This is a genomic window from Streptomyces sp. NPDC059957, from assembly GCF_042730015.1.
GTDB lineage: Bacteria > Actinomycetota > Actinomycetes > Streptomycetales > Streptomycetaceae > Streptomyces.
This window is the reverse complement of sequence record NZ_JBHWMB010000012.1, coordinates 122,471-144,210: the sequence shown is the minus strand read 5'-3', so window position 1 is coordinate 144,210 and position 21,740 is coordinate 122,471. Positions and strand designations below refer to the sequence as shown.

Sequence of the window (21,740 nt, the reverse complement as noted above, 5' to 3'; positions counted from 1 at the left end):
GCCACTACCGAGGACCGGCGGCGTAGGGAGGGCGCTCCTCCTCTTCAGTTGTGCGCGTCTCGCGACGCGGACGCTTCCAGACTACAAAGCGTCCGGTACCTCGCGCACGTACAGCAAAGGGAGCGGCCCACTCAATGTGGGAACCGCTCCCTTCACAGCGTCTTTACTTGGCGCCGGCCGCACCGCGGCGGATGCCGAGGCGCTCGACCAGCGTACGGAAGCGCTGGATGTCCTTCTTGGCCAGGTACTGCAGCAGGCGGCGACGCTGGCCGACCAGGATCAGCAGACCACGACGGGAGTGGTGGTCGTGCTTGTGGGCCTTCAGGTGCTCGGTCAGGTCCGAGATGCGGCGGGACAGCATCGCGACCTGGACCTCGGGGGAGCCGGTGTCGCCCTCCTTGGCACCAAACTCTGCGATGAGCTGCTTCTTGACTGCGGCGTCGAGCGGCACGCGTACTCCTTGTAATAGGTCTGCATAGCCACCGAGTGCCCCAGGTCGAATTCTCTGGGGATCTTCCGTAACTCGGGAGGCGGGGTCCGCTGAGCGCAGCCTCCGGAGGATTCCGGGGGCGCGTACACAAGCGGCCGTCACACAGCGTACCAGGCTGCCGCAGGCGCTCGTCTCAGCTGGTGAGAGCCCGGGCCTTGGAGTAGACGTCGAGCACGGCCAGGGTCAGCGGGACCAGGCTGAGCAGGACCGCCGCCTCGGTGAGGTCGAGCAGCCGCCCCCAGAAGGGTGACAGACCCTTGCGGGGAATGACCAATGCAATTCCGGCGAGGAGGGCCGCTCCGGCGGCGACGGCGGCGGAGAGCCAGAGCGTACGGATCTCCAGGCCGCTGTGGTCCCCGTAGAGGACGAGGTCCTTGAGCAGGGCGGCCGGCGGGTGCATGGCGAGGCCCAGGACGAGCAGGCCGAGGGCGGCGAAGCCGGCCACGAGGGTGCAGGCGACCTGGGAGGTGTAGCGGAAGAGCCGGGCGCGCAGCAGCATGGCGAGCCCGGTGGCCAGGGCCAGGAGCCGGGCCCAGGTGTTGTCCGAGAAGCCGAGGACGGCGGCGGAGCCGACGGCGACGGCCGCGCAGCCGCCGACGAGGCCGAGGAGCATCTCGTGGCCGCGGCGGGCCTGGGCGGCGATGGCCTCGGCGTCGAGCGGGGCTCCGGAGTCGTGTCCCTCGGCGGGGCGCTCCCCGTGCTCGTTGTAGGGGTCGCTCTCGTAGCGGTCCGGGCTCTCGTACTCGGCGGTGGCGCTCTGCGGGGCGGCGTAGCCGATGGGGAGCCGGGCGAAGCGGGCGGAGAGGCCGGGCAGGAAGGCGACGAGTCCGATCGCGGCGGGGGCGCAGACGGCCGCCGCGGAGGTCGCGCCGGCATCGGCGGTGATGGCGGCGAAGGTGGCCAGGGTCCCGGTGGCGGCGAGGAAGGTGGTCGCGACGAAGGGGGCGTCGCCGTCCGGGGTGAGGGCGACGAGGGCGACGGAGGCCACGAGCACGCAGACGCAGCCGAGGAGGAACTGGAGCCGGCCGGGGCCCTCCCCCGTGGCGGGGGCGATGATGCCGGAGCCGGCGATCAGCAGGTGCGGTACGGCGGCGAGGCCGAGGGCGACGGCGGAGCCGCGGTCGCGGTAGACCCGGGCGCGGACGCCCGCGGCGGCGGTGAGGAGCAGGCCGACGGAGCCGGCGATGATGCCGGGCAGTCCGTGCATGTCGTGCAGGACGGGGTCGGCGTACCAGAGGACGAAGCCGAGGAGGACGAAGAGGACGGCGGCTCCGGTCAGGCCCGCGCCGCGCAGCATGTCGTCGCTCCAGCGGTGGCGGTCGCGCACCACGGCGGCGGCGACGGCGTCGGAGACGTCGTCGAAGACGGCGGGCGGCAGGGACTCCGCGAAGGGGCGCAGGCTCAGTACTTCGCCGTCGAGGACCTGCTGGGCCGCGAGGGTGCGGGCGCCGTCGAGGACGGTGCCGGAGCGCAGGACCAGGTGGAAGCCGGTGGGTGCGCCGACGGGCTGGGTCTGGCCGGTGAGGCGCAGCAGCTCGGGGTAGATGTCGGCGACGGCGATGTCCTCGGGGAGAGCGACGTCTATGCGGCTGTCGGGAGCCACGACGGTGACCCTGCGGAAGCCGGTCGCCTCGGCGGTGTTCACCTGATGCCCCCCGGTGGATGTGTGCGTTGGTGTGTGTGGGTGCGCCGGTGGTGGTGGTCCGCCCGCCGGTGCGCAGCCGATTCGCGGATGCGCATGCTGCGCGCGCCACCCTACCGGGAGTGTCGATGACAGTCGGCAAGTAGGATCACCTCTCTGCGGAGGAGACCCCCTTCGCGCCCGGGACTTGAGGGCGCCGGTTGCGACGTCCCGTCTGTTTTCGAGGGATTGATGCTCCGGTGAGCCAGATCGTCGTCAAACGTCCGCCCCGGTCTCTGCCGCCCGAAGTCCCTTCGGACGAACTGCGGCTGGAGGCACCGCCGGAACTTCCCCGGGGGCAGCAGGAGGGCGTGCTGATGCAGCTCCTCCCGATGCTCGGGATGGGCTCGTCCGCCGTCTTCTTCTTCATGCCGGGTGCCGCGCCGTTCATGCGCATCATGGGCGTGCTGATGATGGTCTCCACGGTGGGCATGCTGGTGGCCCAGTTGATGCGGCACCGGCGCGGTACACAGGGGCAGATGGCCGATATCCGGCGGGACTACCTCAAGTACCTGGCTCAAACCCGCCGTCAGGTACGGAGGACCGCGCGGGCCCAGCGGGACGCGCAGCTGTATCTGCACCCGGCTCCGGAGCAGTTGTGGTCGGTGGTGGCCGAGGGCTCGCGCCTGTGGGAGCGGCGGGTCGGCGACGCGGACTTCGGGCAGGCCCGGCTGGGGCTGGGCGCGCAGCGTCTGGCGACCCCGCTGGTGGCTCCGGACACGGCGCCGGTGGACGAGCTGGAGCCGCTGGCGGCCGGCGCCATGCAGCGGTTCCTGCGGGTGCATTCCTCGCTGGACGGGCTGCCGATGGCGGTGTCGTTGCGGGCGTTCTACCACGTGACGGTCTCCGGTGAGCCGGAGTCGGCGCGGGGCACCGCGCGGGCGCTGGTGGCGCAGCTGGCGACGCTGCACTCCCCCGAGGACCTGATGGTGGCCGTCGTGGCGGCGCCGGGCGCGGTGGCGGAGTGGGACTGGGTGAAGTGGCTGCCGCACACCCAGGTTCCGGGTCAGATCGACGGGGCCGGCACGAAGCGGCTGTTCGGCGACGACCTCGCCGAGCTGGAGGGGATGCTCGGTTCCCGGCTGGAGGGGCGGCCCCGGTTCAGCCGGGAGGGCTCCCCGGTGCTGGACCAGCCGCACGTGGTCCTCGTACTGGACTCGGGTTCCCGTGGCGGTCTGGTGCCGCCGGACTCGGTGTTCGCCGCGGCCGAGGGTCTGCAGGGAGTCACCGTCGTCGAGGTGGTGGCGGGCGAACTGGACGAGGCGCGCGGCGGGCTGTCGGTCGTGGTGCGGCCGGGCCGGCTGCGGCTGGAGTCGGGTGCGGGCTTCGCCTACGAGGGTCTGCCGGACACCCTGTCGCTGACGGCGGCCGAGGCGCTGGCCCGGCAGCTGGCGCCGCTGCGGACGGGCGGCGGGGACGAGGACGAGCCGCTGCTGGCCAATCTGGACTTCACCGACCTGCTGAACCTGGGCGACGCGGCCGCCGTGGACGTGGCCCGGACCTGGCGGCCGCGCTCGGCCGGCGAGCGGCTGCGCGTGCCGATCGGGGTGGGCGAGGACGGCTCCCCGGTGATGCTGGACCTGAAGGAGGCCGCGCAGGAGGGCATGGGCCCGCACGGGCTGTGCGTGGGCGCGACCGGTTCGGGCAAGTCGGAACTGCTGCGCACGCTGGTGCTGGGGCTGGCCGTCACGCACACCTCGGAGACGCTGAACTTCGTACTCGCCGACTTCAAGGGCGGTGCGACCTTCACCGGGATGGGGCAGATGCCGCACGTCGCGGCGGTCATCACCAACCTGGCGGACGACCTCACGCTCGTGGACCGCATGGGCGACTCGATCCGCGGTGAGCTGCAGCGCCGTCAGGAGCTGCTGCGTTCGGCGGGCAACTACGCGAACATCCACGACTACGAGAAGGCCCGCGCGGCGGGTGCTCCGCTGGAGCCGCTGGCCTCGCTGGTGCTGGTCATCGACGAGTTCTCCGAGCTGCTGACCGCGAAGCCGGACTTCATCGACATGTTCATCCAGATCGGCCGCATCGGCCGGTCGCTGGGCGTGCACCTGTTGCTGGCCTCGCAGCGGCTGGAGGAGGGCAAGCTGCGCGGGCTGGACACGTACCTGTCGTACCGGATCGGTCTGCGGACCTTCTCGGCGGCGGAGTCGCGGACCGCGATCGGCGTGCCGGACGCCTACCACCTGCCGTCGGTGCCCGGTTCGGGCTACCTGAAGTTCGGCACGGACGAGATGACGCGCTTCAAGGCGGCGTACGTCTCGGGGACCTACCGCTCGGGCGGGCCGGACCTGTCGGTCGGGCTGTTCCCGGTCGAGCGGCGGCCCGTGCTGTTCACGGCGGCGCCGGTGCCGGTGGTGTACGCGGCTCCGGACCCGGCGTACCTGTCGGCGCGGGCGGAGCAGGAGGCGCGGGCCGGGGACGACGCGCTGGCGGACACGGTGCTGGACGTGATCGTGGGACGGCTGGAGGGGCAGGGGGTGCCGGCGCACCAGGTGTGGCTGCCGCCGCTGGACCAGGCTCCGCCGCTGGACCAGCTGCTGCCGGCGCTGGCGCCGAGTACGGAGCGCGGGCTGCACGCGGACGGGTACACGCGGCCGGGCGGGCTGGTCGTGCCGCTCGGGCTCATCGACAAGCCGTTCGAGCAGCGGCGCGAGGTGCTGTACCGGGACTTCTCGGGTGCGGCGGGCCACATGATGGTGGTCGGCGGTCCGCAGTCGGGCAAGTCCACGCTGATGCGGACGCTGATCTCCTCGTTCGCGCTGACGCACACCCCGCGCGAGGTGCAGTTCTACGGGCTGGACTTCGGCGGCGGCGGTCTGTCCTCGCTGGCCGAGCTGCCGCACGTGGGCGGGATCGCGTCGCGGCTGGACCCGGAGCGGGTGCGGCGCACGGTCGCGGAGGTGGCCGGGGTGCTGCGCCGGCGCGAGGAGTTCTTCCGCGCGAACGGCATCGACTCGATCGGCACCTACCGGCGCCGGCGGGCCGCGGGCGAGCTGCCCGGGGAGGCCTGGGGCGACGTGTTCCTGGTCGTCGACGGCTGGGGCGGCTTCCGGGGCGAGTACGAGGCCCTGGAGCAGGTCGTCACGGACATCGCGTCCCGCGGACTGGGATACGGCATCCACGTGGTGATCACGGTCGCCCGGTACATGGAGGTCCGGGCCGCGCTGAAGGACCAGATCCTCAGCCGGCTGGAGCTGCGCCTCGGCGATGTCATGGACTCCGAGTTCGACCGCAAGGTCGCGGCGAACGTCCCGACGGGGATGCCGGGACGCGGCCAGGTCGCGGAGAAGCTGCACTTCCTGGGCGCGCTGCCGCGGGTCGACGGTTCGCACGAGGCGGACGACCTCTCGGAGGCCACGGCCGCCTTCGTGGACGCCGTGAAGCAGAACTGGACGGGCCAGGCGGCCCCCGGCGTACGGCTGCTGCCGCGGCTGCTCCACGCGGAACAGCTCCCCAAGGGCGGGGAGTACCCGGAGCGCGGGATCGCGATCGGCATCGACGAGACCGAGCTGGAGCCGGTGTTCGTCGACTTCGAGACCGACCCCTTCCTGCTGGTGTTCGGCGAGAGCGAGTCGGGCAAGACCAACCTGCTGCGGCTCATCTCGCAGCGGATCGCGGAGCGCTACGGCCCGGACCGGGCACGGCTGGTGGTCGGCGACTACCGGCGCGGCCTGCTCGGCGCGCTGCCCGAGGAGCACCTGCTGGAGTACGCGCCGATGGCGAGCTCCCTGCAGATGCACATGGAGGCGCTGGCCGGGGTGTTCGCCCGCCGTCAGCCGCCGCAGGACGTCACTCCGCAGCAGTTGCGCGACCGCAGCTGGTGGACGGGCCCGGACGTGTTCATCATCATCGACGACTTCGACCTGGTGGCCACGAGTCAGGGCAATCCGCTGGCGCAGCTGGTGGAGTTCCTGCCGTTCGCCCGGGACACGGGCGTGCGCTTCATCATCGCGCGCAGCTCGGCGGGGGCCTCGCGCTCGCTGTACGAGCCGTTCATGCAGCGGATCAAGGAGCTGGGCGCGCAGGGCGTCGTACTGTCCGGCGATCCGTCCGAGGGCGATCTGGTCGGCAACGCCCGGCCGCGCCCCATGCCCCCGGGCCGGGCCTCCTTCGTCTCGCGCAAGCGCGGGACCTCGCTGATCCAGATCGGGCGGATGCCGGGGCTGTAGGGCGGGGCGCCGGCGGGTGCGCGGAGGCCGGGGCCCGGGAGGGTTCCGGGGGGGTCCAGGAGGGGAGTTCCGGGAGGGTTCCGGAAAGCCTCCCGCGCCCGGCCGGCCGGCGTCGATAATCGGCAGGGATCGCACCACCGAAGGAGAGGCCGCGCATGGGCACTCAGCAGGAGAAGGACGAGCTGTACGGGCTCGACATCAGCGGCGTCGAGTGGGAGGGTCCGCCCGGCACCTCTCCCGACGAGGAGCGGGTCGAGATCGCCCGGCTGCCCGAGGGGGCGGTGGCGATGCGGTCCTCGCTGGACCGGGACACGGTGCTGCGCTACACCGCGGCCGAGTGGGAGGCGTTCGTACTCGGCGCCAGGGACGGGGAGTTCGATCTCGACCGGGGTCCGGCCTAGGTCGTACGGTCTCCGCGGACAGAGGAAGGGGCGCGCCCGGTGCGGGCGCGCCCCTTCCTCATGTCACGTGCCTCGTGGCACTTCGTCCGGCTCAGTAGGCCTCGGTGAACAGGCGCGAGGCCTTCACGTCGGTGGCGCGGTAGTCGTTCTTGCCGCGCTCGATGAGGTCCGCGACGAGGCGCAGCTGGGCGCGCATGTGGTCGGCCTTGGCGTTGTACTTGCGCTGCAGCTCGACGTACTGGGCGTGCGCCTCGCCGTCCCAGGTGTCGGTGACGACCGTCAGGGCCGCACCCATCTCGTCGAGGTCCTTCTTGATGTTGTCCGAGACGATGCGGATGCGGTCCGCCATCACCTGGACGCTCTCGTACTGGACCTTGGTGTGCCCGTTGTTCGCGGTCATGCTCGTCTCCTTCGCACGGGTCTGTGCAGGTGGGTGGGGAAGCGGGTCAGATCCCGTTCAGGGCCGAGGTGTTGCCCCCGCCGCTGCCGGCCTTGACCGTCTGGAACGCCGTGACCACGTCGTCGTCCTGCGCGTTGCTCAGGTTCTTGGTCTGACCGACCGCGTTGTGCAGGACGCCGAGCAGCCGGCGGATCTCGTCGTGGTCCTCGTTGACGACCGTCTGCGCGGAGGTGAACCCCGACGCACCCACACCGGTCCAGCCCGCGCTGACGGTGGCGAGGATGTCCGCCAGCTCCCGGGACTGCCGCGTGACGCTGTCGGCGGTCTCCGAAATCTTGTTCAGTGCCTGCTTTACCGGGTCATCAGCGAGTCCGAAATTGTTGGTCATCCGAAGCTCCTCATCTCTCAATTCGCCAGACAGAACCGGCGGATCGCGCGGCGGAGCGGTATTGCGAGAGGGCGGTTTTCAGCCACGCGCCCCCGGATCCCCCTCCGCTTCACGCACAATCCCCGATCACAGTCGTGAAGCCTCCGAACACTGTAGTCAGTTGATCGGCCCGACCCAACACAGCCCTTGGGGATCTGTTGATGAACCGTGACCGTTCACTGCAAACGGCGCCTGCGGTTCCGGGCATCCCGGACCACCGTCGCGGTCCCGGCGATCACGGCGATGAGCACGCCGCCGATGCCCAGCGCGTACGTGCCGAGCCGCTCGTCGCGTTCGCGCGCCGTCTCGCTCGTGTGCATCACGGCCGCCTCCGGGGCCGCCGCGGGGGGCGGTCCGGGGTCCGCCACCGGAGCCTTGGGGGGCTCGGCGCCCACGGCGGACTGGGTGAGCGCGCGGACCGGGTCGACCACGCCCCAGCCCACGAAGTCGTCGTGTCCGTTGACGGATCGCTCGGCGGTGTTCTGGAGCTGCCAGATCACCTCCTGCGCGGTCCACTCGGGATGCTTGGCGCGCAGCAGGGCGGCGACCCCGGCGACGTAGGGGGCGGAGAAGCTGGTGCCGTTGTCCACGCACTGGCCGAAGCCGGGGACGGTGGAGACCATGTCGACCCCGGGCGCCGCGATCCCGACGAAGGTGCCGGGCTGGGAGAAGGCGGCGCGCTCGTTGTTGCGGTCCGAGGAGCCCACGGCGAGGACGCCGGGGAAGGCCGCAGGGTAGGTGGCGCGCTTCTTCCCGGTCAGGCCGTCGTTGCCCGCCGAGGCGACGACGACCACGTTGGCCTCCACGGCCTTCTCGACGGCCTGGCCGAGCTTGGAGCTCCGGGTCATCGGCGCATCGGTGTCCTGCGAGATGTTGATGATCTGGGCGCCCTTGGCCACCGCGTGCGTGATGGCCTCGCTCAGGGTCTCGGCGTTGCCGTTGCCCTGCCCGTCGTTCTGCCGGATGGGGATGATCGTGGCCTCGGGGGCGAGCCCGACGAAGCCGGTACCGGACTTCGGACGGGCCGCGATCAGGCCGGCGACCTTGGTGCCGTGCCCGACGGTGTCCCCGGTGCCGTCGCCCTTGGCGTCGAGGAAGTCGCGGCCGGCCCCGATGTCGAGGGCGTCGCTGAGCTGCGGGTTGACCCGGTCCACGCCGGTGTCGATGACGGCCACGCGGACGCTCTTGCCGTCCTTGGAGCGGCCCTTCGTATCCGCCCAGAGCTCGTCGAGCAGCAGCCGCTGGAGCGCCCAGGGGCGGTCCTCTATCTGCTTCTTCATCGGGAAGGTGCACTCGCCGGCGCCCGCGAGGCGCAGCGCGTATGAGGGCTGGGGGGCCGAGGACCGCGGGTACGAGGACTGCGGGTACGAGGGCTGCGGGTACGAGGGCTGCGGCGCCGCGCCCAGTGTGAGGGCGGCGGCCGCCAGCAGGGCGGCGAGGGCGGGCTTACCCGTTGCGCTCCGCATTACGAACCCTGGGGCTGGCGAGCCGAGTTGCTGTCGAGGCGGGGCCCCTTGGAGAGGAACTCCGACCATGCGATGGGCACCGTCACCGGAACCACCTTCTCGTATCCGAGCCGGGCCTGGGCCTGACTCGGCGCGGGGCGGCCGTCGGAGGTGACCGGCCCGCTCTGGCCGGTGCTCCCGCTCTGGCCGGTGCTCGGGCTCGCTCCGGGTGAGGGCTGGTCCGCGTCGCTGTCGCCATTGGCCTGGACGGCGTACCGCAGGCCGGTGTCGGTGACCAGGAAGAGCGCGCCGCCCGCGGTGGTCTGGCGGCCCTGCGTCTGGGTGTAGAGCAGGCCGGTGCCGGGGGTGACGTAGGCGCTCGTGCCGCTCGCGGTGATGTCGACGGGGAATCCGGTCCCGGCCCAGGTGCTCAGGGTCTGGCCGCCCTGGGCGTCGACCGAGCGCAACACGCTGCAGACGGTGTCGCGGCGGCCGCCCGCACCGGTGGTGGAGGCGCCGCCGCGGACCTCGTTGATCCGGTCGATCTTCTTCTGCGGCCACTTCGTGCCGCCCTTGAAGGGGGTGCGGTCCGGGTTGATGGACTGGAGGTCCACCTCGTGGGCCTTGCCGTGCATGTCGAGCCGGTCGGTCGCGGGCGAGGAGATCATCAGCCAGGCGGTGAAGTCGGACACGAGGACGACCTTGCCGGGCAGCACCACGTAGTGCTGCGTACCGGAACCGGTCACGGCCTTCAGGACCATGCCGACCTTGTCGTCCTTGCTGGCCAGCCCCTTGACCCCGGCGGCCGCCCCTGCCTTGCCGCCCGGCAGCTCGGGGAAGGCCAGGTCGTCGCCGGAGCGGAGGGTGGCCAGCCACTCCTCGGTGACCGGCTGCGGGACGGCGCTGCCGCCGACGAGCGCGTTGGTCATCGTGCGCGCGTCCGAGGTGCCCTCGGGGAACTTGTACTTCGAGCCCGCCGAGTCGACGAGGTAGCGGGCCCTGCCCGGGCCGGTGCTCTGGACGTACAGGGCCTGGGTTTCGGAGAGCCGGCGCCCGTCGTCCATCAGCTTCGCCTCGCGGTCGGCCAGGACGAAGGCGGCCGTCTGCACGCCCTTGCCGTTGCCGCCGGGCTGCTGGCAGACCGCCCAGCGCTTGGCCTTGCCCGCATCCGCCGGAGCGGGCAGCCGGTCGGGGGCGTACGGGATGCCGATGATGGGGCCGCGCGGGATCTTGCCCGCGTCCAGCACCTTGTCCGCGACCTGGACGACCTTGGCCTTGTTCGGGTCGAGCAACAGCCGTGCGGAGGCGAGGTTGAGCACCGGGTGCAGGCGGGTCTGGTCCTTGCCGTCGACCTTGGTGGTCAGGACGACGTAGCGGGTCGTCGAGTCCTTGCCAACGATGACGTGGTCGCCGGGGGTGTCCCACCCCTTGGGGGCCGTCGGCTTGAACATCCCCCACGCGCCGAAGGCCGCGAGGACGAGCGCCGCGGTGATGACACTGGGCAGGACGGCGCGCAGCGGTCTCGGAGCGCCTTCCTCGGACCCGCTCGCGGAAGGCTGAAGGAACGCGGCCACCGTGCGTCGCTTCGCAAAGGTGTACGCGTTGAGCTCGTCACGTCGTGAGGCCATGGCCGCCTGATTCTCCCCGTACGGCCCGGTCGGTGGGTACGGTCTCCGGGCCTCTATTGTCCGACCGGCCACCTACTATGCCTCTTGACGGAGGGTGGGTGGGGGCCGGGTAGGCTGAGGCAGCCGCTCCACGCCTTCCGGGCCGGGGGAATCAGGGGTGTTGGGGCGGATTGGGGAGATTCCGGGGGCGAGCGGCCGGCTGTCGCGCGTGCTGCCGGGGCTCAGGGGTACGAACCCCGGAAAGATGAGGTGCGCGAGTGATGGCCACTGCCGTGAGGCCGCGGACCGGGGCGCCCGCACCCGAGCGCGCCGGAGTGACGCCGCATCCGAAGTCCGGGCCGGGCCGTTTTGGACCGTTCCGATTGCAACAGCTCGTACTCCTCCAGGTCGCCGCGGCGGCCCTGTTGGCCGCCTGGGTGGTGGAGCCGCTCCTGCTGGCGCCGGCCGGTGCGTTCGCCCTGATCCTCGTCCTGCTCGCGGTCGTGCGCAGGCACCGGCGCTCGCTGCCCGAGTGGATCGGCGGCGCACTGGCACTGCGCGCTCGCCGCCGCCGGGCCGCCGCCACCGCCGTGCCGGCCGGCACCGAGCCCGGGCTGGCTCCCCTCGTCGAGGCCGATTCGGCATTGCGAACGCTCACGTTCAGCGAGCGGGAGCGGGACCGTGACCGGCGGCCCGTCGGAATGGTCGGCGACGGCACCTTCCTGACCGCGGTGGTCCAGGTCGACATGGACGCCACCGCGCTGCGGCCCGACCGGGCGGCGCGGCCGCTGCCGCTGGCCCTCGTACGGGACGTCCTCGAAGTGGACGGCATCCGGCTGGAGTCGGCGCAGCTCGTGCAGCACACCCAGCCGGCGCCGGCGCCGCACCTGCCGGCCCAGTCGATGGCCGCGCGCAACTACGCCCCGCTCCAGGCCCTGACCGGGAGCCCCGCGGTGCGCCTCACGTGGATCGCGCTCAAGCTGGATCCGGAGCTGTGCCCCGACGCGGTCACCGCGCGCGGGGGCGGGCTGCCGGGGGCGCAGCGGTGTCTGGTGCGGGTCGCGGACCAGTTGGCGAGCAGGCTCGCGGGGGCCGGGTTCCGTGCGACGGTCCTCACGGAGCAGGAGCTGACGGGCGCGCTGGCGACCTCCTCGTGTGCGAACCCGATGGCGATCACCCAGGCGGGACGGTCGGCGGCCACGGGGCGGCGCACCGAGGAGACTTCACGGACCTGGCGCTGCGACGACCGGCGGCACACCACGTACTGGATCAGCCGCTGGCCCCAGTTGGGCGGGAGCGGGGCCGGACTGCCGCAGTTCGTCGCGCTGTTGACCTCGCTGCCGGCTCTGGCGACGAACTTCAGCCTGACGATGACTCCGGCCGCGCGGCACGAGGTGACGCTGACCGGGCACGTACGGGTCACCGGGCGCAGCGACGAGGAGCTCGTCACCGCACGGCGCGGACTGGAACAGACGGCTCGGGGAATCAAGGCCGGGCTGGTGCGGCTGGACCGGGAGCAGGTGCCGGGGCTGCTGGCGTCGCTGCCGCTGGGAGGAGCACGATGAGGAACTCTCGGTCGGGCTCGGGAACGGACACGGGCACGAGAACGGGCTCGCTGCGGGGCGGCTTCGGGCTGGTCGGCCCGCGCCGGGAGCGGCACGTGGTCCAGGCGGCGGAGCTGGACGCACTCGCACTGCCGGTCGGGGACGACGGGGTCGTCATCGGCGTGGACTCGGCGGGCCGCCCGGCGGTCCTCGGCGTCAACCGGCCGACACCGTACGAGGTCACGCTGATCGGCGGCCTGTGGACGGCGCAGGTCCTTGCCCTGCGGGCGGCCGCCACGGGCGCGCGGGTGACGGTGGAGACCGGGCGCGGCCAGGTGTGGTCCGGCCTGGCGCAGGCCGCGGGCGGCGGCCAGCAGTGCGTCACCCTGCACGACGTGGGCCGGGTGCCGCCGCAGGGCGCGTCGGCGGGCAGTCCGGTGCTGGTCATCCGCGACTGCGGCATGCGACCGCCGCGGGGCCGGGTGGCGGCGGGGCCCTGGCAGTCGGTCCTGACCTTGCTCCCGTACCTGAGCCCGGCAGCCCCCCGGCTGGTGGGCAACGCCTCCCTGATCGGCATCCAGCGCGTCTCCCCGGACGAGGCGGAGCAGCTCGGCCGCCTGATGCGGCTGCCCGCGGCGGCGGTGGAATCGCTGCCGACGCTGGGCGACGGGGTCACGCTGTGGTGCACCGAGCGGGACCGGCAGTTCGTGATGACGCAGCCGACGGACGGGGAGACGGGCCTGCTGGGTCCGGCACGGCGCATCGACTGAGCGGGGGCCTTGCGTTGCCCTGGCGGGGCGGAGGGGCTCGGGGTGCCGCGAGGTTCAGCCTCACGGGGGACCCGGGGTCGCGGGGTGGACACTCGAGAGGTACCGGTTCGTGGGGGCGTAGCGCGGGTCTGTACGTGCGGGGCATTCGGGGCTTCCGTGGGCCGGCGGTCCGTGGGCCGGAGGCTTGGCGGACCGCAGCGGCCGTCCGGGACAGCAGCGGCCGTGACGAGCGGACCGGAACCGGCAGGTTGGGAACCGGGCTGAAGGGGTGGGGCCGCACCCGGCGATGGTGCGGCGACGGCATCCGGAGCTGACGGGGGGCGTAGCCGCCGCATGGAGCCCCGCGGGGCCGGGGCTGCGGAGCCCTGCGGGGGCGAGTCCCCTACCCGCCCTTCCACCGTTCCCCGGGCTGCGCCCGGACTCCCTGGGGCTCCGCCCCGGACCCCGCGCCTCAAACGCCGGCGAGGCTGGATGTATCCAGCCCGTCCGGCGTTTGAGGACCGGGTCCGGGCAGAGCCCGGGGAACGGGCGAAGGGCGGGTAGGGGACTTCACCCCCCGCAGGGCCGCCCCACCCGCACCACGCGGCACGGACGGTTGGGGACCCGCAGAGCGGGCACGGGTGGGTGGGACGACCCGCACGCGCCGGCGGCCCTCAACGCGCAGCCCGCGGCCGACAGACCCGCCCGACCCGCGGGAGGACGTGGCGGTGCGGCAGGTCGGGGAGGCGGGGATTGGCCGGGGGCCCGGCCGTATGGGCAGGATGGAGGCGGCTCCCGGCCCGTGGTCGACCTCGGGTACGGGCAGACAGGGGCGGATACCGGCTACGGGACACGATTAGGCTGGGCGCCGGCGTGGCGCGGTGGGACGCCGGACCAGTGTTCGACAGATCAGGAGGACCAGTGAGCGGCGATCGGAACGAGAGGCGCGGCGGGACGTGGGACGTCCCGACGGACGATCAGTCCGACGCGGAGCCCGAGCTGACGGGCGAGTTCACCATCGACTACACCCCACCGGCCTGGTACACGCAGGGCGCGGCTCCGGCGGCCGCCGCGATCCCCGGCCTGCCCGAGGGCAGTGGTTTCGAGCCCCACCGGCCGCCGTCGTCGGACCTGGAGACCCCTCCGACGATGCGGATCGCCCCGCCGGCCCCGCGCACGGCGTCGACCGCGCCGGCACCGGCACCGTCCATGCCGTACGCGGGCACCCCGGACGCACCTACGGCGCTGACCGCGGACTCCGCGGCCGCACCGTACGTTCCGGCAGCAGGCACCCCCGCCCCGCCTTCGTACCCGTCGGCCCAGGGCGCTGAGGCCCCGTCCCATCCATCGGTCCCGAGCACCGCCCCGCCTTCGTACCCGTCGGCTCCGGACAGCGCCGCCCCGCTCCCCGCGCCGACCTCGGACGCGGCGCAGCCGTCGCACCCGTCGGCCCCGGACAGCGCCGCCCTCCACACGCCGTTCCCGGGCACCGCCCTGCCGTCCTACCCGTCGGCTCCGGACGCCGCCTCCGCCCCCCGCACGTCCGCTCCGGACGCCGCGCAGCCGTCGACCCCGTCGGCGCCGGAGATCCCCGCTCCCGCCCACAGCCCGGCCCCGGACGCCGTGCAGCCGTCGCACCCGACGGCTTCGGACAGCCCCCTCCCGCCCCGCACGCCCGGCCCCGACAGCGGACTGCCGTCGTACGCCGCCTCCGACGCTGCCGCCCCGCTCCACACTCCGGCCCCGGACACCGCCCTGCCGCCGGAGCCGTCGGCCTCGGCCGGCGTCGCGCCGGGCCTCGCCGAAGGTGCCGCTCCGCAGGCCGCCGCAGCCGCCGGACCGGCGTACGCGACGGGCGCACAGGACTCCCCGGGCGAGTCGTACGTACCGGCGCCCACCGGCGCGGAGGGTCCGGAAGGTTCCGTACCGGCGGCGTATCCGAGCGGCGCCCTGCCCGTCGGCTCCCCGGCCGATCAGGGCCCGTTGAGCGACCCGTACGCGTCCGCGCCGACCGGTGCGGAGCACAGCACCCCGCCCGCTGCCGTGCGTACGTCCACTCCCCCCGCGGGGACGGTCGTCCCGACGCCGCGCGCGGCGAACACGTTCGAGGGATCCACCGGATCCGGCTCGGCGTCCGGCGCCGAACTCCCGCAGCGGCAATCGGAGTTGTCCGGATCCGCGGATCCCCGGGCCGGGTACGACATCCAGCCGCCCGCGCAGCCCCGGCCCTGGCCCCAGTCCCCGTCCCAGACGCCGGACGCCGGGTACGGATTCCCGCCCGCGCAGCAGACCCCGCAGCCCCCACAGCCGGACCCCGGCTACGGGTTCCCCCCGCCCGCACCGCAGCAACAGCAGCAGTACGCGGATCCCCGCGGCGGCCAGTGGCAGCAAGGTCCCCAGGGGCCCCACGGACCCCAAGGCCCTCAGGGCCCCCAGGGGCACGACCCCCGCTACGGCTCCCCCCAGCCCTCCGGCGGCGCCCCCCTCGGCTACACCGCCGCCGTCGAGCTGTCCTCCGACCGCCTGCTCCGCGGCAAGCAGAAGGCGAAGAGCGGCAACAACGCCTCCGGGGGCGGCGGCCTGTTCCGCTTCGGCGGCAAGGCGGCCGAAGCGGAACGGCGCCGCAAGCTGGAGCTGATCCGCACCCCGGTGATGTCCTGCTACCGCATCGCCGTCATCAGCCTCAAGGGCGGTGTCGGCAAGACCACGACCACCACCGCCCTCGGCGCCACCCTCGCCACCGAGCGGCAGGACAAGATCCTGGCCATCGACGCGAACCCCGACGCCGGCACCCTCGGCCGCCGCGTGCGCCGCGAGACCGGGGCCACGATCCGGGACCTGGTCCAGGCGATCCCGTACCTGAACTCGTACATGGACATCCGCCGGTTCACCTCCCAGGCGCCCTCCGGGCTGGAGATCATCGCCAACGACGTGGACCCGGCCGTCTCGACGGCCTTCAACGACGAGGACTACCGCCGCGTCATCGAGACGCTCGGCCGCCAGTACCCGATCATCCTCACCGACTCGGGCACCGGCCTCCTCTACTCCGCCATGCGCGGGGTCCTGGACCTGGCCGATCAGCTGATCATCATCTCGACCCCGTCGGTGGACGGCGCGAGCAGCGCCAGCACCACCCTCGACTGGCTCTCCGCGCACGGCTACGCCGACCTCGTCTCGCGCTCCCTCACCGTCATCTCCGGGGTCCGCGAGACCGCCAAGATGATCAAGGTCGAGGACATCGTGCGGCACTTCGAGACCCGCTGCCGCGGTGTCGTCGTGGTCCCGTTCGACGACCACCTCGCGGCGGGCGCCGAGGTCGACCTCGACATGCTCCGGCCCAAGACGCGCGAGGCCTACTTCAACCTCTCCGCCCTGGTCGCCGAGGACTTCATCCGCGCCCAGCAGCAGGCGCCCCAGAACCACTGGGGCCAGCCGCAGCCGCCCCAACAGCCCTACCCGCAGCCGCAGTCGCACCAGCAGCCGCCCCAGCCCCAGCCGCCGCAGTCCCCGTACGGGCAGCAGCCCTACCCCACCCCGGGCCAGCCCTGGCCCCAGCAGCCCGGTCAGCCCCAGCCCGGCGGGCCCCCGCGCGACCCGCGCCTGGGCTGACGGAGCCGGCACGCGCACGAGGGCCCGTACCGCCCCCGGAATCCCCGGGACGGTACGGGCCCTCGCCCGTTGTCCAACCGTTCGTCAGCCCGTAGGCCCGTGGGCCGGCAGGCCCGTGAGCCCGGTCAGCGCTCCGCGTCGTACGCGTCCGTCAGCACCCGCGCGCGCTTCACGTCGTCCGCGATGGCCTCCAGCAGCCCGTCCAGCGACTCGAACTTCGCCATCCCGCGCACGTAGGCGAGGAAGTCGACGGCCACGTGCATGCCGTACAGGTCCAGGCCGACCCGGTCGATCGCGTACGCCTCCACGGTCCGCTCGGTCGCGTCGAACTGCACGTTCGTGCCGACCGAGATCGCCGCCGGCATCCGCTCGCCGTCCGCCGTCAGCCAGCCCGCGTACACCCCGTCGGCCGGGATCGCGGTGTGCGGCTGCGTCTCCACGTTCGCCGTCGGGTAGCCGAGCTCGCGCCCGCGCTGCGCACCGCGCACCACGACGCCCTCGAGCCGGTGCGGGCGGCCCAGGATCTCGGCCGCGCCGTCCATGTCGCCCTGCGCCACGAGCCTGCGCGCGAGCGTGGAGGAGAACGGCACGCCGCCGCCCGCCTCGCCGCGCTCCACGAGGTCCACGACCTCGACCTCGTAGTCGTAGGTGGCGCCGAGCTGCCGCAAGAAGTCCACGTTGCCGGCGGCCTTGTGGCCGAAGCGGAAGTTCGGGCCCTCGATGACCGCCAGCGCGTGCAGCTTGTCGACGAGCACCTTCACGATGAAGTCGGCCGGGGACAGCTGCGAGAACTCCGCCGTGAAGGGAAGGATCAGCAGCGCGTCCACGCCCAGCCCGGCCATCAGCTCGGCGCGCCGGTCGTAGGGGGCCAGGATCGGCGGGTGGCTGCCGGGGCGGACGACCTCGCTCGGGTGCGGGCTGAAGGTGACGACGACGGAGGGGACGCCGAGTTCGCGGGCCTTGGCCACGGCGCGTCCGATGATCAGCTGATGACCCCGGTGGACGCCGTCGTAGGAGCCGATGGTGACGACGCCGCGTCCCCAGTCCTGGGGGATGTCCTCCAAGCCACGCCAGCGCTGCACTGTGACCGCTCCTCGCCCGAACCCTGTAGGCCCTGTCCTGGTTGCCGATTGCAGGTCTAAGACTGCCATGCCCGTGCCCGCTGCCCATCATCGGCGTCGTGCGGCGGGGACGCGCTGTGAGCGAGGGTCTCGACGGTCCGGCGCGCGCTCGGCCCCAGCAGCGCCGCCGCCTCCTGCGGCGCCCGCTCCAGCCAGGAGGCAACGAGGGCGCCGAAGGCCGGTACGGCCCGCGCCAGCTCGACCGTGCGCCGCTCGAAGACCGCCGGGCCGCCCGGTGCCCGCAGCAGTTGCCGGCCGGTGCGCCGCAGCAGCTCCCGGCTACGGTCCGGCGGCGCGCCGACGGCCGCCCCCGCCGCCAGGGCGCCGAGGAAGGTGTCGAGCACCGACGGGTCGAGTTCCTCGCGGAGCAGCGCCTCGGCCAGCTCGCCGCGGAGCGTGTACGAGGACTCCGTGCCCGGGGCGGCCAGTACGCCGGCCAGCGCGGCCCGTACCGGGGGCGGACCGGAGCCCAGCAGGTCCCGTACGAGCGGGCGGAGCACGGGGGCGGCGGCCAGCCCCTGTTCGAGCCTCCGGTCCACGAACTCGGCCGCGTGGGCGGCGTCCTGCGGGCGGCGCGCCAGGTGGTCCCGTACGAGCTCGGCCGCGCGCCGGGCCAGGCCCGGCGTGGTCAGCGCGGCCAGCGCGCGCACCACCTCCCCGTCGGCCCGCTCCCGCAGGACGGCGAACACCGCGTCCGGGTCGGGCAGCACGGGGAGCGCGGCGACCAGCGCGGTGGCGGGCAGTCGTGTACCTCGCTCGGGATCGCGGAAGCAGGCGAGGGCGTCGGGGAGGTAGCGGGCCCGTACCTGGGGGTCGCGGAGCAGGATCCCGAGGGCGCTGCCGTGCAGGGAGGCGTCCGAGGGGCGGGCGAGGAGGGCCTGCGCGGCGTAGCGCAGCAGCTCGCGGTCGGCGGGGGTCCGCACGTGCGGGGCGGTGAGCGGCCCGTACGCGGCGGCCGCGACCCGGCGGCCGGGCCGCTCGTCGTGGGCCCAGCGGTCCACGGCCCGGCTGAGGGCGGAGGGCTCGTCCTCGGCGAGTACGGCGAGCAGTTCGTCGGCGCGGGGGTGCGCGGCGGTGACGAGCGCCTCGGCGAGGTCGTCGACCGCGAGGCCGCGGTGGGTGTGCAGCAGCGCCTGCGCCGCGGTGGCGACGGTGGCCCCGGGCCGGCCGAGGAGCCGCCGCTCGTCGCGGAACCAGCCGCAGAGCAGCGGCTGCACGAGCCGCGGCGCCCGGACCAGCCGCCGGGCGGCGGCGTCGAGGAGGCGGTGGTCGTGCGGCACCAGCCGCCGCAGCAGCTCGAACCGGTCCTCCTCGGTGACGCGGACCCGGGTCCAGAACCACGCCCCGAATTCCCCCTCGCCCTCCCCCTCCCCTTCGTCCTCACGGCCCCGGCCGGGCGCGGGCGGGCCGCCGGTCCCCGTGCCGCCGACGCGGGCCGTGGCACCGGCAGCCGCCTCGGGGCAGAGGCGGCCGGCCTGCGCACCGGGCCCACCGGCCGCCGGCGCTCCGCCCTGGGCGGGGATCCGCGGGTGCCCGGCGCCACCGGGTCCCGCCCACGCGGTGGGGTCCGCCGGGCCGCTGCGCCCCAGGGCGCCGGCGTAGGTCGCGGAACCGGCCGGCGCCGGGTCCGCCGACGTCGGAGGCACCGGCGTCGGAAGCACCGGGGAGGGGCCCGGTGGTTCGTGCGCCTCACCCGGCCCGGGCCCGGCGAGATGGGCGGCGAGGCCGTACAGGACCGGCAGGTACGGCGTGGCGTCGGGAACCCCGAGCAGGGTTTCACCGACGAGGCGGGCCGCCCACCAGCGGGTTTCGGGGCCGGTGTCTTCGCCGAGCAGGGCCACGAGCCGCTCCAGTACCGCGGCCCGTTCCCCGGGCGGAAGCAGGCGCAGGGCCTCCAGGACGGGCCCGACGCGGTGGCGGGGCACGTCCTCCCGGCCCAGGGCGTGCAGGGCGGCGGGAAGGTCCAGATGGGCGGCCTGCACCCAGTCGGCGAACTCCTCGTGGGCGAAGCGGTAGCCCTCACCGGCGGGCACCAGCAGCCCCTCGGCGAGCACCGCGGAGGCCAACCCCGACCGCCAGGGGAACAGTTCCTCGAAGGAGGCCCGGTCCACCTGGCCCTGGCCCGGCCCCAGACACCGCCGGGCGGCTTCGTGCACCCGCCCGGCCACTCGCGCGGCCAGCCGGCCCGCCCCCGGCCCGTACACCCCGGCCGTGTCGGGCCCGGCCGTGTCGGGCCCGGCCGTGTCGGGCCCGGCCGTGTCGGGCCCGGCCGTGTCGGGCCCGGCCGCCTCCACCTCGACCGTGTCCGGCCCGGCCGTGTCCCACCCGCCGGCGTCGCCCGGGTCCGCCGCCCCGCCTGGTCCACGGGGCTGCGGAAGTGCGGCCGACACCCGGACGGCCACGCGCAGGCACAGCAGGTCCAGGTGCGCGGCGAACACCTCGTCGCGCGACGGACGGCCCGCGGTGACCCCGGCCGCGCGGACCTCCGCGAGGAGCCGCAGCGTGAGCGGGTGCCGGGCGTCGGCCGCGGCGACGGCGCCGGCCGGGATCCCCAGCCGGGCCCGGGCCGCCTCCGCTTCCTCCGGCGTCAGGTCGCCGATCGGGACCGCGGGCGGCAGCCGCCGGGCCGGCCGGGCCGGGGTGCGGAGCGTCCGCGGCGGGTAGAGCCGCCCGGCCGCCTCCCAGTGCTCGGGGCGGGCAGCCACGAGCAGCCGGGCCCCGCTCGCGCCGAGCCAGGCGGCGGTGGCCCCGCTCCACGGCCGGGCGCGCCCCGCGAGCCGCGGCGGCATCTCCTCGGGCCCGTCCAGGACCACGAGCAGTGCGCGCCCGGCCGGAGCCACGAGCGCGGCCAGCGCCGACGCCGGGTCCGGCCCCGGAGCGGCGGCGGGCACCCCCAGGATCCGGGCCGCCTCCGTCAGTGCCCGCGCCACGGCGTCGGCCAGCGAGGTGTCCTCGGCCCGCAGGTCGGCACCGCGCAGCCAGAGGGTCGGGGCGGGGCGGGGGCCGCGGGCGCGGCGGACCGCCAGGGCGGCGAGGGCGGTGGTGCGGCCGGTGCCGGGCCGGCCGACGAGGGCGAGGACCGGGCGGTCCCCGGCGGTGAAGGCGTCGAGTTCGGCGGCGATCGCCGGGCGGTCCACCGGCTCCGGTCCCCCGCAGGCGGCGAGGGCCGCGCCCAGTGTGGTGCCGGTGAGCTGCAGGGCTCCGGCGAGGTTCAGGTCGGTGCCGTAGCCCGGCACGGTGGCGGCATTGCGTTCCAGCAGTGCGGCGAGGGGCCCGCCCGGATCGGCGGCGGCCGCGGCCGCGAGGGGCACGGCGAAGCCCCCGGAGCGGTGCTCCGCCTGCAGAGCGGTGCACAGGACCGCGAGCACCGCTCCGGTCGTGGCGTCCAGCACCGGTCCCCCGCAGGCCTCGCCGCCGAGCCGCAGCGCGTCGCGCCCGTCGGTCCCGATGGCCAGTTCCAGCGCGGCCGGGAGCAGGTGGAAGCGGTCCGTCGCGGTGTAGGTGGCCTCGGCAGGGCCGAGCACCCGCGCCTGGCGCCAGCCCCGCGCGGGCAGCCGTACGTACGTCCCGGGAGCGATCACGCCTCGCGGAGCGACCGGCAGCGGCCGTACCCCGAGCCCGTCACTGCGTACGAGGGCGAGCCCCAGCTCCGGCAGCGCGGTCACGTCCGAGGCGCCCGCCAGCCAGGTCCGCTCCCCCGGCGCCGGTCCGTGCAGGGCCACCCGGGCCAGTCCGTCCACGGCCTCGTGGCTGGTGAGCACGGTCCCGCGGTCGTCCGCGACGAACCCGCTCCCCCGCGGCCGCCCGGCGAGATCGCAGATCCTGATCAGTTCCGCCGTCACCGCACCACTCCCCGCCGCGCGTGCCCCGTAGGCACGACCGTAGGCAGGTGAAGATCAGCGGGAACAGCACGCGTGGCGAAAGCGCCCCCTTACGCTCCCTCCATTCACTCCGAGCGCCTGCTCGGACGGGTGAATAAGGGGGTCCGGATGGATAGAGAGCTACCCGAGGGGGGTCGTGGGGGGGGGGGGGGGGGGGTTGGGGGTTCTTGCGTTTCTCCCCCCCCCCAACCACCACAGCACACCCCC

General features: G+C 74.3%; 13 protein-coding genes. 5 read left to right on the top strand and 8 right to left on the bottom strand.

What is annotated here, in order from left to right; all coding sequences use genetic code 11:
- Positions 1 to 163: 163 nt before the first annotated feature.
- A complete protein-coding gene (rpsO, locus tag ACFWBW_RS11180) occupies positions 164 to 451 on the bottom strand; it encodes a 30S ribosomal protein S15 (RefSeq protein WP_327255219.1) in 288 nt (95 codons plus the stop codon).
- Positions 452 to 623: 172 nt separating this feature from the next.
- Complete coding sequence (gene eccD, locus ACFWBW_RS11175; protein ID WP_385370528.1) at positions 624 to 2,135, bottom strand: type VII secretion integral membrane protein EccD; 1,512 nt, start codon at positions 2,133 to 2,135, stop codon at positions 624 to 626.
- A gap of 236 nt (positions 2,136 to 2,371) precedes the next feature.
- Between eccD and eccCa the strand changes: the two genes are divergently transcribed.
- Together eccCa and ACFWBW_RS11165 are read left to right on the top strand one after the other, a co-directional pair.
- Positions 2,372 to 6,349: a type VII secretion protein EccCa gene (gene eccCa / locus ACFWBW_RS11170; RefSeq protein ID WP_385370526.1), complete on the top strand. Its 3,978-nt coding sequence runs from the start codon at positions 2,372 to 2,374 to the stop codon at positions 6,347 to 6,349.
- A 155-nt stretch (positions 6,350 to 6,504) separates the two neighbouring features.
- Positions 6,505 to 6,750, top strand: a complete 246-nt coding sequence (locus ACFWBW_RS11165; protein WP_385370524.1) for a DUF397 domain-containing protein — start codon at positions 6,505 to 6,507, stop codon at positions 6,748 to 6,750.
- Between the two features lie 91 nt (positions 6,751 to 6,841).
- On the opposite strand, the gene ACFWBW_RS11160 is transcribed toward ACFWBW_RS11165, so the two are convergent.
- The 4 genes from ACFWBW_RS11160 to eccB all read right to left on the bottom strand — a co-directional run bounded on the left by ACFWBW_RS11160 (position 6,842) and on the right by eccB (position 10,650).
- Positions 6,842 to 7,150, bottom strand: coding sequence for a WXG100 family type VII secretion target (locus ACFWBW_RS11160; RefSeq protein WP_385370522.1), 309 nt, complete (start codon positions 7,148 to 7,150; stop codon positions 6,842 to 6,844).
- Positions 7,151 to 7,196: 46 nt separating this feature from the next.
- A complete protein-coding gene (locus ACFWBW_RS11155; protein WP_385370520.1) occupies positions 7,197 to 7,538 on the bottom strand; it encodes a WXG100 family type VII secretion target in 342 nt (113 codons plus the stop codon).
- 215 nt (positions 7,539 to 7,753) lie between these two features.
- Positions 7,754 to 9,043 (bottom strand): type VII secretion-associated serine protease mycosin, encoded by a 1,290-nt coding sequence (mycP, locus tag ACFWBW_RS11150; RefSeq protein ID WP_385370518.1) that lies wholly within the window; start codon positions 9,041 to 9,043, stop codon positions 7,754 to 7,756.
- Positions 9,043 to 10,650: a type VII secretion protein EccB gene (eccB, locus tag ACFWBW_RS11145; RefSeq protein WP_385370517.1), complete on the bottom strand. Its 1,608-nt coding sequence runs from the start codon at positions 10,648 to 10,650 to the stop codon at positions 9,043 to 9,045. The genes mycP and eccB overlap by 1 nt, the downstream gene beginning before the upstream one ends.
- Before the next feature lie 260 nt (positions 10,651 to 10,910).
- Here eccB and eccE point away from each other — a divergent pair, with 260 nt between their 5' ends.
- From eccE to ACFWBW_RS11130, 3 genes are all read left to right on the top strand, one after another.
- Positions 10,911 to 12,194 carry a type VII secretion protein EccE gene (gene eccE, locus ACFWBW_RS11140; protein ID WP_385370515.1) on the top strand — a complete coding sequence of 428 codons (1,284 nt, stop codon included), beginning with the start codon at positions 10,911 to 10,913 and terminating at the stop codon, positions 12,192 to 12,194.
- On the top strand, positions 12,191 to 12,943 hold the full coding sequence (locus tag ACFWBW_RS11135; RefSeq protein WP_385370513.1) for a hypothetical protein: 753 nt from the start codon (positions 12,191 to 12,193) through the stop codon (positions 12,941 to 12,943). Before eccE ends, ACFWBW_RS11135 begins: the two co-directional genes overlap by 4 nt.
- Positions 12,944 to 13,843: 900 nt before the next feature.
- The gene (locus tag ACFWBW_RS11130) at positions 13,844 to 16,531 is read left to right on the top strand and encodes an SCO5717 family growth-regulating ATPase (RefSeq protein ID WP_385370511.1); all 2,688 of its coding nucleotides are present in this window, start codon (positions 13,844 to 13,846) and stop codon (positions 16,529 to 16,531) included.
- A gap of 125 nt (positions 16,532 to 16,656) precedes the next feature.
- Here the strand turns inward: ACFWBW_RS11130 and ACFWBW_RS11125 are convergent, their stop codons facing one another.
- Both ACFWBW_RS11125 and ACFWBW_RS11120 read right to left on the bottom strand, forming a co-directional pair.
- Positions 16,657 to 17,613 (bottom strand): bifunctional riboflavin kinase/FAD synthetase, encoded by a 957-nt coding sequence (locus ACFWBW_RS11125; protein ID WP_385370509.1) that lies wholly within the window; start codon positions 17,611 to 17,613, stop codon positions 16,657 to 16,659.
- A 56-nt stretch (positions 17,614 to 17,669) separates the two neighbouring features.
- Complete coding sequence (locus tag ACFWBW_RS11120) at positions 17,670 to 21,494, bottom strand: serine protease (RefSeq protein ID WP_385370508.1); 3,825 nt, start codon at positions 21,492 to 21,494, stop codon at positions 17,670 to 17,672.
- Positions 21,495 to 21,740: the final 246 nt, after the last annotated feature.